The 18,263-nt window shown below is 43.5% G+C and carries 14 protein-coding genes; 11 read left to right on the top strand and 3 right to left on the bottom strand.

What is annotated here, in order from left to right; all coding sequences use genetic code 11:
- Positions 1 to 5 precede the first annotated feature (5 nt).
- Positions 6 to 1,094 carry an ABC transporter substrate-binding protein gene (locus tag NYE25_RS17755; protein ID WP_445667136.1) on the bottom strand — a complete coding sequence of 363 codons (1,089 nt, stop codon included), beginning with the start codon at positions 1,092 to 1,094 and terminating at the stop codon, positions 6 to 8.
- Positions 1,095 to 1,171: 77 nt separating this feature from the next.
- Positions 1,172 to 2,140, bottom strand: coding sequence for an ABC transporter ATP-binding protein (locus NYE25_RS17750; RefSeq protein WP_341146507.1), 969 nt, complete (start codon positions 2,138 to 2,140; stop codon positions 1,172 to 1,174).
- 166 nt (positions 2,141 to 2,306) lie between these two features.
- Here NYE25_RS17750 and NYE25_RS17745 point away from each other — a divergent pair, with 166 nt between their 5' ends.
- Entirely contained in the window at positions 2,307 to 3,200 is an 894-nt protein-coding gene (locus NYE25_RS17745; RefSeq protein WP_341146506.1) for a LysR family transcriptional regulator, read from the top strand.
- 236 nt (positions 3,201 to 3,436) lie between these two features.
- The gene (gene ppc / locus NYE25_RS17740) at positions 3,437 to 6,229 is read left to right on the top strand and encodes a phosphoenolpyruvate carboxylase (RefSeq protein WP_341126894.1); all 2,793 of its coding nucleotides are present in this window, start codon (positions 3,437 to 3,439) and stop codon (positions 6,227 to 6,229) included.
- A gap of 84 nt (positions 6,230 to 6,313) precedes the next feature.
- Here the strand turns inward: ppc and NYE25_RS17735 are convergent, their stop codons facing one another.
- Entirely contained in the window at positions 6,314 to 6,544 is a 231-nt protein-coding gene (locus NYE25_RS17735) for a hypothetical protein (RefSeq protein ID WP_341146505.1), read from the bottom strand.
- 875 nt (positions 6,545 to 7,419) lie between these two features.
- Between NYE25_RS17735 and sigW the strand changes: the two genes are divergently transcribed.
- The 9 genes from sigW (at position 7,420) to NYE25_RS17690 (ending at position 17,555) form a co-directional block, all read left to right on the top strand.
- Entirely contained in the window at positions 7,420 to 7,986 is a 567-nt protein-coding gene (gene sigW, locus NYE25_RS17730) for an RNA polymerase sigma factor SigW (protein WP_042192081.1), read from the top strand.
- Between the two features lie 122 nt (positions 7,987 to 8,108).
- Positions 8,109 to 8,723, top strand: a complete 615-nt coding sequence (locus NYE25_RS17725; protein WP_042192079.1) for a zf-HC2 domain-containing protein — start codon at positions 8,109 to 8,111, stop codon at positions 8,721 to 8,723.
- Between the two features lie 218 nt (positions 8,724 to 8,941).
- Positions 8,942 to 9,772 carry a diadenylate cyclase CdaA gene (gene cdaA / locus NYE25_RS17720; RefSeq protein WP_042192076.1) on the top strand — a complete coding sequence of 277 codons (831 nt, stop codon included), beginning with the start codon at positions 8,942 to 8,944 and terminating at the stop codon, positions 9,770 to 9,772.
- Positions 9,765 to 11,222 carry a CdaR family protein gene (locus NYE25_RS17715; RefSeq protein ID WP_341146504.1) on the top strand — a complete coding sequence of 486 codons (1,458 nt, stop codon included), beginning with the start codon at positions 9,765 to 9,767 and terminating at the stop codon, positions 11,220 to 11,222. Before cdaA ends, NYE25_RS17715 begins: the two co-directional genes overlap by 8 nt.
- Before the next feature lie 111 nt (positions 11,223 to 11,333).
- On the top strand, positions 11,334 to 12,674 hold the full coding sequence (glmM, locus tag NYE25_RS17710; RefSeq protein ID WP_042192071.1) for a phosphoglucosamine mutase: 1,341 nt from the start codon (positions 11,334 to 11,336) through the stop codon (positions 12,672 to 12,674).
- Positions 12,675 to 13,313: 639 nt separating this feature from the next.
- Complete coding sequence (gene glmS / locus NYE25_RS17705; protein ID WP_341146503.1) at positions 13,314 to 15,146, top strand: glutamine--fructose-6-phosphate transaminase (isomerizing); 1,833 nt, start codon at positions 13,314 to 13,316, stop codon at positions 15,144 to 15,146.
- Between the two features lie 443 nt (positions 15,147 to 15,589).
- Positions 15,590 to 16,063 (top strand): MerR family transcriptional regulator, encoded by a 474-nt coding sequence (locus NYE25_RS17700; RefSeq protein ID WP_341146502.1) that lies wholly within the window; start codon positions 15,590 to 15,592, stop codon positions 16,061 to 16,063.
- Positions 16,047 to 16,472, top strand: a complete 426-nt coding sequence (locus NYE25_RS17695) for a hypothetical protein (protein WP_341146501.1) — start codon at positions 16,047 to 16,049, stop codon at positions 16,470 to 16,472. Before NYE25_RS17700 ends, NYE25_RS17695 begins: the two co-directional genes overlap by 17 nt.
- Positions 16,473 to 16,733: 261 nt before the next feature.
- Complete coding sequence (locus NYE25_RS17690; RefSeq protein ID WP_341146500.1) at positions 16,734 to 17,555, top strand: acyltransferase domain-containing protein; 822 nt, start codon at positions 16,734 to 16,736, stop codon at positions 17,553 to 17,555.
- Positions 17,556 to 18,263 lie beyond the last annotated feature (708 nt).

The following is an 18,263-nucleotide window of genomic DNA, read 5'->3' as shown; positions in this document are numbered from 1 at the left end:
TACGCTTATTTAAAAATTTGTGTGAAGGTCGAGGAAACTTCATCACTATGTTCGTTCATCCATTCCCATTTCACATCAAATGTCTTAATTTCATCGAGATTCGCACGATTCTCTGCTTTCACATCGGCTCTGCCTGGTAATAAGTAAGCTTTGGCTACAAGGGCTTGGGCTTCATCAGATAGAAGATAGTCGATAAAAGCCTTTGCATTATCTACATTTGGGCTTGTCTTAATAATCGCAGCCGGGCGAGGGCTGATGACTGTTCCTTCAGCAGGGTAGACGATATCTACAGGCTCTCCATCAGCTTTTGCCTTATAAGCCATGTAATCTACACCTGAGGCAACGACGGATTTAGCACCGGTAATCACCGGATCAAGTGCCTCCTGGTTGGCGCCCGCCATCGCTACACCATTGCTTTTGTATTGTTTAAAAAGATCCCAACCGCTGTCCCTTTTAGCGCTTAAATATCCAGTTACGAAATCTAGAGCCGAGCCAGATAGCGAAGGATCTGGAATATTGACGGTTCCTTTCCATTCCGCTTTAGTGAGATCATCCCATGAAGTCGGAGGTGTGCTTACTTTTTTAGTATTGTAGACAATCCCCAGTGCGGATGCGCTATAGCTAAAATAATTGCCATCAGCTGTGTCTGACCAATCGCTAACGAGCTTATCTGCATTAACCGCCTCTTTATATGGAAGCAATAAACCATCATTCTTCATCCCTTGCATGGACGGAAGGGAGGCAAGAACAACAACATCGACTACTGGATTGGACTTCTCTGCTTCCATACGAGCTAGTATTTTTCCAGTAGTGCCTTGGAACATTTCGACCTTCACACCGGTTTTGGCTTCAAAGCCGTCTTTAATTTTATTGGCTAGACCTTCAGGACCTGCGCTGTAGACGACAAGACTGCCACTTAGAGTTTTCTCTGTGGGTTGTGGTGCTTCAGTTTGAGCTGTAGTGTTAGCGTTTGAAGTTGGATTGCTTCCGTTAGCTGCAGGAGTGTTAGTAGAGCTACAGCCGGCTAGACTTGCTCCAATTATAGTTGTTAGAAGAAGTGTGCTAAGTCCTTTAGTGTTATTCATTGATTTCAATGTGAATGCCTCCCTAATATTTTTTGCATCTTGCTGCATGGAACAGCATCATACGAGCTATTCCATGCAGTGGACGCTTAATTCAGATGATGGATCTGGTGCTCTGAAGCGTAGACCTGGATCGTTTCTCCAACAGGTAGACGTTGATCATGATAAGCGGTCCAAGTAGTTCGGTTCTCCATGTCCAGAATGACCTCATAGCGATCACCCATATAGCTCACATGTTGAATCGTCCCCGTAAATGGAAGAGAGGAAGCATCCTCCTGAGACCAACGTAAATGTTCCGGACGAAGCATTTGCTTATCGGGAACGATCCAGTTGGATTTTCCAATAAAATGAGCTACAAAAGGATGATTGGGTTTCTGATAAATCTCCTCAGGAGAACCTGTTTGTAAAATAGTTCCACCTTGCATCACGACCACTTCATCTGACATAGACATCGCCTCGGTTTGATCATGGGTGACATATAGAGCGGTAATGCCCATGTTCCTCACCAAGGAGGTTAACTCCAGCCTCATTTCATCTCGCAAGACTGCATCCAGTGCACTTAACGGCTCGTCGAACAATACGAGTTGGGGTCTAGTAACTACAGCTCTGGCAAAAGCAACCCGTTGCTGTTGTCCACCGGACAGCTGATGGGGAAAGCGTAGCTCGAGTCCTTCCAGCTTTACGGATCGAAGGGCTTGCTGAACCCTAATCCGTAAATCCTTTTTCTGCTTAGAGGCACGAAGTCCGAAGGCGACATTCTCGAAGACAGTTAAATGCGGCCAGAGCGCGAAATCTTGAAAGACCATGCCAAAGTTGCGGCTATGGATGGGGCGACTAATTTTTTTGTTGCCTGAGAAAATAAACTCGTCATCGATTAGGATTTCTCCAGCATCCGGTGTTTCTAGCCCAGCAATCAGACGGAGTAGTGTCGTCTTTCCACAACCTGAAGGACCGAGTAATGTCGTAAAGCTTCCAGCGGGAATCTTCAGATCTGCAGCCTTCAAGGCATGCACATCTCCGAATTTCTTTTCCAATCTGTGGATTGTAATTTCCTTCATCTCTATCTACCTGCCTGTTCTTAAGCTTGTTCTTAGTGTAAAGGTAAAGAATTCCCGCTATATTTGCTGAATGTAACTGTGATATTAACTTTTTTGCCGATTTATTTTAACATTCATAGAATTCTTCTATGTTACCGTTTAGTGAATAGGCGAGGAGTGGAAGATAATGAACCTTAATTTAATCAAGCTGGAAATCGTAGAACTGTTAAATAAACATAAGAAAATAACTACAGTAGCCGATAAACTCGGACTGAAGCAGCCCACCGTTACGTACCATTTGAAGAATTTAGAGCAGCAATTGGGGGAGAAGTTATTTGAATCCAGAATGGATAAAATGATTCTTACGGAGAGTGGAAAAGCGTTTCTTCATTATGCGACTAAAATCAATGCACTAGCTGCAGAAGCAGAGCGGGTTGTAAAAGAGTTCAGTCAGGCGGGGCGAGGAACGCTTAAGATTGGTGCCAGTTACGTTCCAGCTACTTATATTCTTCCGAAAATATTGGGGCTGTTTGGAGAACAACATCCGGGGATTACGATCTCTTTATCGGTTAAGCCTTCCCCTGTAATCAAAGAAATGCTGGCTAGCCATGAGATTGACCTTGGTATTTTGTCTACAGAATCTTTTTATCTACCAGATCTGCATACTCAAGCCTTGTGTGAGGACGAGCTCGTGCTTGTTTTTTCGCCATCTCATGAATTTGCCTCATTTTCTAATCTAAACCCGGCTATGATTGCTTCAGCGAGTTTTATATTACATGACAAGGAGTCGAGTACACGCCAACTGACGGATAAATGGTTTGAGCGTGAAGGGAATGAACCGAGGACCTATATTCTACTGGATTCACTGGAGGCCATAAAGCAATCGCTTATGAGTGGAAAGTACGTTTCGTTTATATCGCGTCTTGCTGTGGAGGATGAGGTAGCCAGAGGAAGATTGCTAATGCGCACCATTCCAGACTATAATTTTCGAAGACATATTTACTATTCGTATAACCGTGATCGTCATTATTCTCCGCTTATTGGCCTGTTCATCGATCAGATTCGAACGATTCGTATTTAAACACACATAATGAAGGTATGCTAGAGCCATTATATATAAGTAAGAATACATAAAATATAAGGACTGTATAAATTGAGAAATTGGTGTATAATCTTAGATACTGTGTCGCTTTACAGCGCAAAAAAGTTGGAGATTTTCACGCGGTTTTATTGTATGATATGAGGAAAGCTTTAATAGGCGATTTTTAGACAGACAATAATTAACACATTGATCCGGAAGAGAATGGGGGGAGCAGCATGACCGAACTTACGACTACCGTCAGCAAAAGCAACTCTAACAATCTGCTGCGACGGGACGTACGGTTCTTGGGGAACATTTTAGGAGAGGTCTTGGTTCACCAAGGCGGTAACGAACTACTAGAGATCGTGGAGAAAATTCGCGAAACCAGTAAATCGCTGCGCTCACTATTTTTACCTGAACTGCACAGTGAATTTAAGGAGTTAATCAATTCTTTGGATCCAGAGAACCGTCATCAGGTAATAAGAGCGTTCGCTATTTATTTTCAGCTCGTGAATATTGCCGAACAGAACCATCGGATTCGCCGCAAACGTGACTATGAACGTTCAGCTGGGGAGACAGTCCAACCCGGTTCTATAGAAAGCGCGATTAAAGAGCTTCGTGAACGTGATTTCTCTCATGAGGAAGTTAACGAGATTATTGCAGGATTATCTCTGGAACTTGTAATGACGGCACATCCAACGGAAGCTATGCGCCGTGCTATTCTCGATATTCATAAGCGGATATCTGATGATGTTATGGGTCTGGATAACCCTACCTTAACCTTCCGGGAGCGTGAACAGCTCCGTGAGAAGCTATTAAATGAAGTGATTACGCTATGGCAAACGGATGAACTGCGTGACCGTAAGCCTACCGTACTCGATGAAGTACGTAATGGGATGTACTATTTCCATGAGACGATCTTCCATGTATTGCCCGATGTTTATCAAGAACTTGAACGTTGTCTCAGTAAATACTACCCAGGGCAGAATTGGCATGTACCAACCTACTTACGTTTTGGCTCATGGATTGGTGGAGACCGTGACGGTAACCCTTCGGTAACCTCTACAGTTACTTCACAGACTTTGCGCATGCAGCGTAAGCTGGCGATTCGGGAATATCAACGGATTATGCGTGAACTCATGAAATATCTAAGCTTTAGCACAAGTATTGTTAAGGTGACGCCTGAGCTAGTAGAATCCATTGAAGCTGATCGTGAGATCATTAATCTTGGCAAGATGGAAGAATGGCGCAATGATAATGAACCTTACCGTATTAAGCTCAGCTATATGATCTCCAAGACACAAAATGTTCTGGATGATGAGAAAAAAGATACTCTTGAGCGTTATTCTACACCTGAAGAGTTTATCGATGATTTGAACGTGATTGACCGCAGCTTACGGCATCACTATGCCGATTATGTGGCCGACACTTATATTAAGAAATTGATCCGCCAAGTGGAGCTGTTCGGTTTCCATACGGCGACACTTGATGTGCGTCAGCACAGTCAAGAACATGAGAATGCTATGACTGAAATTCTGGCGAAAATGAACATTACGCCGGATTACTCCAAACTGTCTGAAGATGAGAAGATTGAGCTACTGGAGAAGCTGTTGAATGATCCACGTCCAATCACTTCTTCTTATCAGACGTATAGTGAGGGTACAGAGGAATGTCTTGCAGTGTACCGGACGATCTTCGCTTCGCAAGAAGAGTACGGCAAACAATGTATCACTAGTTATCTGATCAGTATGGCAGAAGCGGCAAGCGATATTCTGGAGGTTATGGTCTTCTCCAAAGAGGTAGGACTATTCCGCAAAGATAATGACGGTACAGTCGTATGTACGCTGCAAGCTGTGCCACTTTTTGAAACAATTGATGATTTGCATGAAGCACCACAAATTATGAATAGATTGCTCAGCATGCCTATCTACCGCGATGCAGTAAGAGCAATGAATGATTTGCAGGAAATCATGCTTGGATATTCGGATAGTAACAAAGATGGCGGCGTGGTTACTGCTAACTATGAACTGCGTGTTGCTCTGAAAGAGATTACAGCTACAGCCGATAAGTTCGGAATCAAGCTGAAGTTCTTCCACGGTCGTGGTGGAGCGCTCGGCCGTGGCGGCATGCCGCTTAACCGCAGCATTCTAGCTCAGCCAGCCTCGACGATTGGCGGCGGCATTAAGATCACCGAGCAGGGAGAAGTTATCTCCTCCCGTTATTCGATGCAAGGGATTGCTTACCGCAGTCTAGAGCAAGCGACATCTGCGCTTGTGACTGCAGCGATCAATGCGAGAATTCCACAAGCGGATTTATATGAAGAGAAGTGGGAAGAGATTGTTGCCCGTATCTCTGAAGTTTCGCTTCACAAATATCAGGATTTGATATTCCGTGATCCGGACTTCCTGACTTATTTCAAAGAATCCACACCTCTGCCTGAGGTTGGAGAGCTTAATATTGGTTCACGCCCTTCCAAACGGAAGAACAGTGACCGCTTTGAAGACTTGCGTGCAATTCCGTGGGTATTTGCGTGGACACAAAGCCGTTATTTGCTTCCAGCGTGGTATGCTGCTGGAACCGGACTGCAGAGTTTCTATGAGGGTAAGGAAGAGAATCTGAAGGTAATGCAGCATATGTATGAGAACTTCTCATTCTTTACTACACTGATAGATACGCTGCAAATGGCTATCTCAAAAGCGGACTTGATCATTGCTAAGGAATACGCCAGCATGGGCAAGAACGAAGAAGCGCGTCAACGGATCTTCGGCCAGATTGAAGATGAATTCAAACTGACATCTGAGCTGATCCTGAAGATTACTGGCCAGCAGGATATCTTGGATAACGTCCCTGTGATTCAGGAGTCGATCAGACTCCGCAATCCTTACGTTGATCCGCTTAGCTACCTGCAGGTTCAATTGCTATCTGAGCTTAGAGCGCTCCGTGAAATCGATGGAGACGATAGCGAATTGCTCCGCGAAGTATTGCTTACCATCAATGGTATTGCCGCTGGTCTTCGGAATACTGGCTGATATAGTCTTAACACAAAAAGTCCGCCCTTTATCGGGGCGGACTTTTTGTGCTTGTATACGAAATTACGCAGTATCCGGCAGATTCTAAAAGATTACTTTCATGGATTCATGGAAATGCACGGTCATCATCTGACCAAAAGTCTTCATAGAAGCATTATAGACCGAGAATAAAGCGATACGCTGTGGCACACGCGTTATGGACATTGCCAGGAATGTGTGCAAAGGATGCACAAAAGGAGCGCTGGAGCCCGTGTTTGTTTGCTTCTTTATAGGAATTACTGTCTGCTCGCACACATTAACATTTTTAAGTTTCATATTTCTCTGCTTCAGGGTCAAAATGCTGAATTAAAGGGGATTATTACCTGTAAATCGGTATTATAAGGTCATTTCGATAAAATATAGGGAATTGTTCCCTTTATATCAGCTGAACTTGGTGTAATTAATTGAAATTGGCCAATATACAGGGAGAAATTCCTTATAACTTGGTCATAAAACAGCTGTGACCTAATTTATAGGGAGGTTTTCCCTATAACTCGTTCCATCAAAATGAAACCCTCAACCTACACTGGAGTTTTTACTCGCCAAATCACCGAAAACCCTGCGGAAAGTATAACAATGTCTACTCTATATGCGACAAATTTAAACTAACAGAAGCCTATTCAACCGACGGGATGATTTTGTTGCTTAATACGAGCTACTTTGCTCATAAACTAAATATTGTGCTGCGAAGTGATTCTTTTGTCCTGAAAAATATTGTGGTGCTATGCCCAATATTGATCTTTCAGGCCCTACCCAAGTAACCGAGATGTAAGCGAAGGTAAATAGTGTGGCACTTATTATTCAGGTGATGGAGCAGCGTAGAGAATGTTTGGAACTGTAGAAGCGTTAGCGATCGCCCGAAAGCTTTCCGTAGGAAAGCTAGCATCGTAAGCATATGCTATTGTCAGTTTTCTACCGCGAGTAGCGGTTTAAATCAGGAAATCTGACAATAACAGCGACCGGAAGTCCAAATATTTCTCGAAGCTGCACTTAATCACCTATACCAAGTTGTCCAGTTTTTAACTCAGTTTACAGAGAAGGTTACAATACAATCCTTGATTTTTACACAAACTTGAATTACGATTTAATTGCTTGTACCGTGGATATTTGAAAATAAATACCAAGGGCGGCAAGTCTGGGGGAGTTAACAGGTGGAGAATTTGGAAGGCAGATTGACAAAGCTCGCCTTAAAAGGCGACCAAAGGGCATTTGCCGAGCTTGTGGAACTATATAAAGACAAAATATATCATTTGGCGTACCGGATGCTGAACAATCGCCATGAGGCGGAGGATATAGTTCAGGAGACCTTTTTGCGTGTGTATAGAAACTTGGATCGGTATGATGATAAACAGAAGTTCTCTACCTGGATTTATCGGATTGGAACGAACCTCTGTATTGATAGATTACGCAAACGGAAACCAACCTATTCGCTCGATGCAGATATGAACGATCAGGAGGGCCTTGACGGCTATTCGTTGATTCCAAGTGATAATGTAACACCTGAGACCGAATTACTGCTCTCTGAGACGCAGGGGCTAATCTATGAGGCCATTGACAGTCTGCCTGTGAAATACAGGTCTGTGATGATTCTTAGATACCTGCAGGATTTGTCGCTTCAGGAAATAAGTGACGTGCTCGACATGCCTGTAACCACGATTAAGACGCGTGTACACCGAGGTCGTGAATTTTTACGTAAAAAATTAGGCCCGAAAATGTAAAAATAGATTTTTTTTTATGAAACATCTTTGGGAGAGCGACGTATGTAAGTTAAGCAAGTCTTATGTGTCCTGACCCTTTGTCTTAGGATAATTAAATAGCACTCATGAAAGGATTGGCTCCTATGGAATGCAAACTGGCCGTCTCTATGATGCACGACTACTTGGATGACGACTTGCCCGATCAGCAGCAGAGGGAGTTGAAGGAGCATCTTCTATCCTGTCCAGATTGCCGTGCAAAGTTTAAAGAATTAGAACAGACAGATATGTTGATGTTCTCCCTAATGCATCAGAATCCTGTTGCCTCAGATGATCTTGTGAGCCGGATAATGAGTTCATTGCCAAAGACCAAGAAAGAAAATGCTTTTGTTACCTGGATCAAGAGACACCCTGCACTTACAGCGGCATCTCTGTTTCTTGTCGTAATGCTGATGAGTTCCGTAACTTTTTGGAGTCCAGATAGACAACTTGTAGTTAGAGGTGCAGATCTGGATCAAGTGGTTATCAAAGGGGATACTGTAATCGTACCTTCCGGCAAGATTATTACCGGTGACCTTACCATAGAGAATGGTAAAGCACAGGTATATGGGGAAGTGAACGGCAACGTAACAGTCATTGACGGTTCTTTGTATCAGGCTTCAACAGCTCATATTTCTGGGCAAGTCAAAAGCATAGACCAAGCGGTAAGTTGGCTCTGGTATAAAGTGACGAACATGTTCTCTGAAGTTGCCTACCGTTAAAGAAAGCGACAGTGGTTACCTTGAGCTGGAATATTATTTTGCGCCTCTTTTTCCGGAAAGATGGCGCTTTTTTGTTGCCTAAATTTAGAAAAATTAGAAAATGGGTGAGGGGCTAAACTTGCAACTGGAGCCCGAACGTTATAACCTAGATATTGATACAGATCTAACAGACATTTTACATAAACCCAGCTAATATGAAATGACGGGGGTTTTAGGCAATGAGTTATTTTACAGACTTAACATGGAAAGATTCCATTAAAGATATTATTGATATACTGATCGTCAGCTACATTATTTATAAAGTGCTTAATATGGTCCGCGGAACTCGAGCGATTCAGCTGCTGAAGGGGATTCTGGTCCTGGTTTTGATTTGGGCTGTTAGTACCATGCTAGACCTCTATACGCTCAAATGGCTAATGAATCAAATGTTTACATTCGGGGTGCTGGCAGTCTTTATCATCTTTCAGCCGGAACTACGAAGGGGACTGGAGCAGCTTGGACGAGGTAAATTTTTCGGACGGGCTGGGGAAAGTGATGAAGAACTCAGTAAATTAATTGGCGAAGTGATTAAAGCCGTAAATTATTTATCACATAGAAAAATAGGGGCATTAATCGTATTCGAGCGAGAGACAGGCCTTAATGAATATACGGAATCGGGTATCGCCATGCGTTCTTTAGTCAGCTCTGAGTTGCTGATTAACATCTTTATACCTAACACCCCTCTGCATGACGGAGCCCTTATTATGCAGGGGAATCAGATCGCCGCGGCTGCATGTTATTTACCTTTGTCCGAGAACCCTTTTATTAGCAAGGAACTGGGGACAAGACATCGCGCGGCTATCGGGATTAGTGAGGTTGCGGACTCGGTGTCTGTCATTGTCTCGGAGGAGACAGGACAGATTTCTCTGGCCATCAATGGTCAAATTGTAAGGGACATTAAGGAAGAATCAATGATTTCGAAGCTCCATCAAGAGCTGAGTGTAAGTTCATCGCTGAAGGAGAAAGGTTCAACTTTCTGGAAACGGAAGGGGGACAAAAATCATGGATAAGTGGATGAACAATAACAATTTCAATAAGATTCTAGCCCTTGCATTTGGGATCATACTGTTTACTATGGTTCGTATCGACACTGCGCCTGTTGGACAGACCACGGTCGATACTAAATCGAAGATTATTGAGAATGTAAAGATCGAAGAGATCGGTCTAGATAAAGATAAATTTGTACTGGAATACAAGGATGTAGATAGTGTGAGTATGGAGGTTAAGGGGAAGAACTCGGATATCTCTTTTCAGTTCTCGGACGACTACAAAGTGACCCTTGATCTAAGTAAGGTTGAACCTGGAGATAATACGTTGCCACTCTCATATTCATTACCTAGAGGTGTAACTCTTGTCAGAATGACTCCTAAAGAGGTCAATGTACATGTAGAGCTGCGAAATACAAAATCTTTTCCCATAACATTGGTTACCAAGGGAGAACCAGCAGCGGGGTATCAATTAGGTACCCCAGTCTTGCAGCCTACGGATACTGTTGAGGTTACGCTGCCAGATAATGAGTTAAGCAAAGTGGTGAAGGTACAAGGCACTATTGAGCTAAATGGCGAGAACGAAACCTTTAAAGAGAAGAAATTGAAGCTGCATGCTTATGATAATGAAGGAAAAGAAGTGAAGGATGCCGTCATTGAGCCGGCTACCGTTTCGGTGGAATTGCCAATTACCTTGCCTTTTAAGAGCTTACCGCTGGATATCGGCTTTACCGGACAACTTCCGGGTTCTCTCGTCTTATCAAATGTGACACCTGAGCTGGAATCAGTCGTGGTATATGGTCAAGCCAATGCATTAGCTACATTATCTACCTATGAAGCAACTGTCGATCTTAGCGCTATAGATTCTGCAGGAACGAAGCAGCTGAAGGTAGAACTGAAACCTCCGGCAGGAACTGAGAAAGTAATGCCTGAAACCGTGAACGTTTCATTAACGATCTCAGAAATTGCTGAACGGACGGTTGAAGCGGTACCCATCAAGTTACAGGGTGTCGGTGATGAGTTTGAAGGAAGTATTGTTAATCCAACAAGCAAGGATATAGCCCTTACCTTAACAGGTGCACCTACTTTGCTAAATCAACTAAATAAAGACGATATAGGTGTTGTGGCTGATGTGACTGGCCTGACTGCCGGGACTCACGAGGTTTCTTTACGGGTATCACTGCCTAAATTCATCGCACTGGCTAATTCAAGTGTGCCTCTTACGGTAACTGTACAGTTGCTGTCACCTGCAACGCCGGTGCCTACGCCTCATCCAGACACGGGTAGTGTAACTACTCCTGAGCCAAGCTCTGAACCTGTTATAGGCGATGAGGAGGCCACTGAGAAGCCTACCCATAGCGGAGAAGTTGGAGCTACAGCGACGCCTGTCCCCACGGATAGCAGTCCAGAGAATAATGGCACAGCTAACACAAGTACGAATTCCGAAAATCCTGTAGGTACAGGGGGAACGTAACCTTTTATTGAAATACGTCTTTTAGGATATGTCCCAAAGGTACACCAAAATAGTATTCAAATCATAGGATAGAACATTAAGCTAATGTAGCGTATTCAAAGGAGAAAAATAATGGGGAAGTATTTTGGAACTGACGGTGTGCGGGGAGTAGCAAACCGTGAATTAACTGCAGAAATGGCTTATAGCATTGGTCGCTGTGGAGGATATGTACTAGCGGGTAACGTGCATAAACCAAAGGTTGTCATTGGGATGGATACACGTATTTCCGGACCTTTGCTCGAATCGGCTCTTATTGCTGGTTTGCTGTCTATTGGGGCAGATGTAATCCGTATAGGTGTAGTGAGTACACCTGCTGTTGCTTATATTACGAGATTATTAAAGGCAGATGCAGGGGTCATGATTTCGGCATCACATAATCCGGTTGAAGATAATGGCATTAAGTTCTTTGGCGGAGATGGCTTCAAGCTTACGGATGAAACTGAGCTGCGTATTGAAGAACTAATGGATGCTGAAGTTGATGAATTGCCTCGTCCTATCGGCTCTGGTTTAGGTATGGTTACGGTTGATAATGACGCCAAGTACCTCTATCTGGAGTATTTGAAGACAACCATTTCTCAAGATTTCAAGGGAATTAAGGTTGTACTCGACTGTGCTCACGGCGCAGCGTATGAACTTGCACCAAGATTGTTCAGAGAGCTGGGCGCTGAGGTTATTTCTATTGGTGCTGAGCCTGATGGATTGAATATTAATGCTGGATTTGGTTCAACACATCCAGAGACTTTGCGTGAGGAAGTATTACGTCATGGAGCGGATTTGGGACTTGCTTTTGACGGAGATGCTGACCGATTGATTGCGATCGATAATAAAGGCGATGAAGTGGACGGAGACTTTATTCTCTGTATTTGTGGGGATGCAATGAACCGTGCTGGTAAGCTGAAAGATAGCACGATTGTATCAACGGTTATGAGTAATATCGGATTCTACAAAGCTACCGAGAAATTATCCCTGAACACTGCTAAAACAGCTGTAGGCGACCGGTATGTGATGGAAGAAATGCGCCGTGGTGGTTTTAATCTAGGTGGAGAACAGTCTGGACATGTTATCTTCCTTGATTATAATACAACAGGTGATGGTATTCTGACGGCTATCCAGCTGGTAGATACGCTTAAAGCTTCCGGTAAGCAGCTTAGCGAGGTTAAGAGCATGATGACGAAATACCCGCAGGTGCTGGTCAATGTTCGTGTACAAGATAAGACCAATTATCCTAACAACCAGGCTATCGAAGCAGCTATCGCTGAAGTAGAAGGCAAGCTAGGCGACAATGGCCGTGTGCTTGTACGTCCGTCCGGCACGGAGTCTTTAATCCGTGTCATGGCAGAAGGCCCTGATAAGGCAGATCTAGATCTTTATGTGAATCAAATTGTAGAAGTTGTTCAACGCGAATTGGTATAATTCATTATCATACCTATATAGCCGGTGTAGAGAGCGAGAACGATTCGGACTCGTTACACCGGTGTTTATTATTTTTGGATGGATCGTCTGAACAGGGATTTGTGAAATTTAGGTTGGTGCAGCATTGCCAAAGTAATGTAAGGTGCATATAATAGATTAAGTGTCATTCTAGAAGGAAAGCGGGGATTGTGAGGTTTGCAATAGCAAGCGCCAGAGCTTGGTCGAGCGCGGGGGAGAAGGGAAAGCTGCTACATGGTTATGTAGACAAGGGCTTGAACGGATCACGGCAGACGTAAGCTGACGAGGTGGAGGTGTTCGAAATGTTCGGCGGGGACCTCCCGGTGATGCACCAGAGCCGTAAATGGAGACGGAAAATGGAAGGGCGACCTTTCACACAACGTTTTCATGGGTGCATAAGAAATATAAAATTCATGTGTGCGCGCATCGTAAAGAAACACGTTGGTTCTGCCACGGCAGAGAAGAAGGCTGTGCATTTCATGAACATAAGATGTAAGTGACAGTTTATTTTGTTGATCCAAAAATACAACAGAATATTTGCTTTTTCTCAAAAACATGCCGCACGGCACGTTTCTTTCCTTATGCCGCCACATTACGATAACTCGGACGGGGGAAATAATAATGTGTGGTATTGTAGGATATATTGGTAATCAGAATTCGCAGGGAATCTTGGTTGAAGGTTTGAAGAAGCTGGAGTATCGGGGATATGATTCTGCTGGTATTGCTGTATTCACTGGGGAAGGACTGCAAGTAGTGAAAGCACAAGGCCGTTTGGCGAATCTGCAGTCGAAGCTGGAAGGCAGCCCACTGGCAGGTAGCGCAGGTATCGGACACACACGCTGGGCAACTCACGGTAAACCATCCGATGAGAATTCCCATCCACATACGGATAACAGCATGAAGTTCTCGGTCGTTCATAACGGTATTGTCGAAAACTATATGGATCTGAAAGAAGAGCTGATTGCTGGCGGATGCCACTTTGTCTCCGAAACAGATACAGAAGTTATTTCACACCTGATTGCTCGCGAATATGATGGAGATATCGTGAAAGCTGTGCAAAAAGCGATTACCTTCATGCGCGGTGCTTTTGCATTAGGCGTCCTGACTGAATATGAACCAGATAAATTGGTTGCTGTGCGTCAAGCAAGCCCGCTAATTATCGGTCTTGGCGAAGGAGAAAACTTTATCGGGTCAGATATTCCTGCACTGCTTGAATATACCCGTAACGTATATATTTTGAACGACGGCGAAATGGCAGTCTTGACAAGAGATGCTGTCGAACTGATGACGATTGAAGGGAACTTTATTTCTCGGGAAATGATTACTGTCGATTGGGATGCAGTTACCGCAGAAAAAGGCGGCTACGAGCATTTCATGTTGAAAGAAATCCACGAACAGCCTAAGGCTTACCGTGACACTATGCGTGGTCGTATTAATGTTGAAGGCAACAAGGTTGTTTTGCCAGAGTTGAACATCACAGAAGAACAAATCAAGAACATCCGTAACATCCAAGTTGTTGCTTGCGGAACGGCATACAACGCTGGTGTGGTAGGACGTACTATGATCGAATCTTTGGTTCGTATTCCAGTAGAGAATGACATTGCTTCGGAATATCGTTACCGTTCACCAATCGTGACCCCGGAAACTTTGGTTATCGTTGTCAGCCAATCCGGTGAGACTGCAGATACATTGGCAGCTCTTCGTGAAGCGCAAGCTAATGGTGCACATGTTCTGGCAATCACAAACGTAGTGGGCAGCTCTATTGCTCGCGAAGCGAATGATGTGTTGGTAACCTTGGCAGGTCCAGAAATTGCTGTTGCCTCGACCAAAGCCTACACTTCACAATTGGTCGCTTTCGGATTGTTTGCTCTTTACTTGGCTGAAGTTCGCGGAACACAAACCGAAGCACAAGTGGCTAAGATTCTAGCAGCTATGCAAGCTCTACCAGAACAAGTGGAAGAGATCCTAGCTCAAAAAGAAGCGATCAAAGGTTATGCAGAACAAATTTCTGAGCACAAGAACCTGTTCTTCATCGGCCGCGGCGTAGACTATGCAGTTGCTCAAGAAGGATCCTTGAAGCTGAAAGAAATCTCTTATATCCACTCCGAAGCTTATGCTGCAGGTGAATTGAAACACGGTACACTGGCTCTGATCGAGGAAGGCGTTCCGGTTATTGCCCTGGCAACTCAGGAAGCTGTGCTTGAGAAGACTGTCAGCAACATCAAAGAAGTGAAAGCTCGCGGCGCAGACGTGCTTGCGATCACTCACCAAGAGCATTTGACTGACCTGCTTAGATCAGTAGATCAAGTGTTTGTTATTCCTAAGACATTGCCAATGCTCACAGCAGCGTTGTCTGTAGTACCTCTGCAATTATTGTCTTATTATGCTTCTCTTGCGCTGGGTCATGATGTGGATAAACCACGTAACTTGGCGAAGAGTGTTACTGTGGAGTAGGAATTGTTGCTATTCATAATCAATTGTATACCATTAAGCCGCTCATATTTTGAGCGGCTTTTTTTAATATATAATTTGTGGAAAAGAAGTTTATTGTTATAGTCATGAGAGTTGTAAAAAGGAAATAGTGAACTAAAAAAAGAGTATTAGTCTCGGGAAATAAAGTTATAGATTGGCGCAAACCCCTTCCGGCTAGGCAGCTAGCTGTTCCGCAAACCAAGATACTTCGGAGCAGGCGGTGCTTGGCGCGGGCAACATCTCCGTTCTAGTGTCCAAAGAAGATAAAGTATTAGACTGAAAATTATCAAGACCTTGATAGAGGAATAAAGCATTAATCGAGGGCTATCGTTACGCTAATGAGAAGGATAGTTGTAAAGATTATTTGAATACCGTGTAAAAAAAAGAATTGACATTGGAGTTTACTCCAATGTTATTGTAAATGTATGGAAAAACAATATTCTATAAAAGAGGTTTCACAGATCCTTGGTATTCCGAAGGATACGCTTCGATACTATGACCGTATTGGAATCGTATCGCCGTCCCGGGAACACAATTCTTATCGTAGGTATTCGAAGGACGACCTCGTCGATTTGATGAATATTCAAATCATGCAGTATGCGGACTTTTCTCTAGAAGAAATCAAGGGGAAGTTTCAGTTCCAGAGAATGCAGAGTGTAGATCCTGCTTATTATCAGGAGGTCGCTGAATTCCTTGATGCCAAAAAAGTAGAAACGCGCAAGAAAATTGCACATCTAGAAAAGGTCAGTCAGTTGCTCGACGTAGCAGTTGAAGCGCTAAGGGACTTAAATCATGAAAGTGACCAGCGACTGGCAGTGTTCGTTCGGGAGATTTACCGGGATCTTCACAGGAAGGATCCTGGAATAACTAAGGAGGATTGTGATGGACATCAAAATTAAGAATTATTATTATCTGATTGCTGGCGTTCTTGCGATACTGTTTGCCGTTACGCACGCTTTGAACGGGCAATCCGTTGTACTGCCGACGCTCTTTGTGAATGATATAGCCATGGATACACAGATAATATTTAGGTATGTCTGGCACATAATCACCGCAGAGAATCTGGTCTTCGGTATTGTATTCATTATCCTGTCATTGCAAAGCGAGCGATCGAAGAATCGGTCTGCTGCATGGACGATCGCGTCACTTCTGCTCGTTCGTCTGATGGTTATTCTCGGCATAACAGCATTTTATGATGTTTCGGCACTTACGGATACGTTAATCGATTCGATTGCCATCCTAATCTATGTCGCGTTTATCATATTGGGCATAAGAATGAAGGAAAAAAAGTTCGGAGGTCAATCGTAACAAACCAGTAGGAAGGTTTGAAGAACTAAACTGCATTTCATCACTTCCAGTGATTTGCAACACGATAAAGGTGAACGATAGCTCCATGACAACAGGCAGTTACACGTAAGGTTATGATAGAATATGCCTTTCTTTTAAGGAACAATCCCAACTATAAATAGCATTAAACCAATTTATTGTTTTCTTCCAGAAAGAAAGAAAAAGCTATAGGACACGGAGTTGTGGAAATGTTGTTATTATCTGATACAGGAGAATGTAAATATGAATTTAAAAGAAGTGTGTGAAAGTATTTGTTTACCAGATCAAATGAAAAGAAAAGTGCTTGACTTTGCAGGCGGATTTGATGAGAAAACATTCAAGCCTCTTTCTGCTGCCCTGTATGATCCGTCTGCCTGGGAAAAGGGAGTTAAAGAACTAATAGGCGTTCTGGGAGAGGATCCGAATGGGAGCAAAATGCTCTCTTTTATGCTTGTACATGCAGTAAAGGCACATAAGGAATACGAAAAAAGAGGAATCAGCGAGACAATTTTTACGGATACGATGAAGTTTTGTACTAGATTCATTATGGAACATTACAGTGTGTATGGGACATATGCATTCACGTGGGGATGGTGGTTTCCTAGACAGATTTCACTTCATGAATTCCGAATCGGTGCACTTGAATATGAAATGATTGAGCAGAAAGAAAAGAAATTAATAAATATACATATCCCTGCTGATGCAGATATGAGGCGCGAGAGTTTGCGAAAGTCATATGAGGATGCTAGGCGATTTTTCGCAAAATATTATCCGGAGTATGGACAGTCGGATATGGTATGTGATTCCTGGCTGCTTTCTCCAGTCCTTGCTAAGCTGTTGCTAGAGAGCTCAAATATAGTCGGTTTTCAGAAGGCATTCGACTTGATGCGTGTTGATGATGCGAATGACAGCTCCATCAGATGGGTTTATGGAAGAACTGATATTCCAATACAAGAACTTCCGGAACATACATCCTTACAGAAAAAAATCAAGCTTCGCCTGATGGAAGGCGGCAGCATTGGCGCAGCCTACGGAAGACTGCACGAAGATCCCTGGAAGGATTAATGGGAGAGGGTTAAGTATTAACTTCAAAGTTGATTTGTTAAATTCAGACTGTATTGAAACAGCATCATTAAGATAACGGGGAACGTTAATGTAAGGAATGGCGCTGCGATTTTCGATGATTTATTTGACTGGTAATGTATTTCAGGCATTCTTAAGTGATCAAGATCAAATCGATCGATTTGCTCACGACCGTTCACAAACATTTCCAATGGAATCTTTGCATTGGAAGCCCGTAACCGGAGGAAACGGATTTATCCGAGGGGATCAGGCACACAATGTTACGATACTAGCCAGCACATCATGCATTGGGTCACGATACACTGCATTCTTTATTAACACCACACGGCTTTCGCGTCGAACATCAATATGCTGACTGGGATAAAAAGCCGTTCTCTCCGTCATCTTCATCTATTATTAGCGCTTGTAGGAAATGTTAGGAGAGACATAATACATGCAATAGAAAAAATCCCCTCAGGTCGAGGGGATTTTTGATGATCCTAAGTTTAACATACTTTTCGCACTAATAATTCAGATCGGTCCGAGGGACATTCGTTTTCTCCACCATGCGAGAAGACAGTGGCTAATATATAATATAGGATTCGTCCTTAACCTACATGCAGATAGCTCGGCGAGGCTATGTCCATTTGACTCAGTACCGTTTAAGCATAAATCTCTCGGGTTCATAGATACATAAAAGTTATGGGGTGA

The sequence above is a fragment of the Paenibacillus sp. FSL E2-8871 genome, from assembly GCF_038000345.1.
Lineage (GTDB): Bacteria > Bacillota > Bacilli > Paenibacillales > Paenibacillaceae > Paenibacillus_AQ.
The sequence above is the reverse complement of the archived record's forward strand: the minus strand, read 5'-3'. Positions and strand labels throughout refer to the sequence as shown.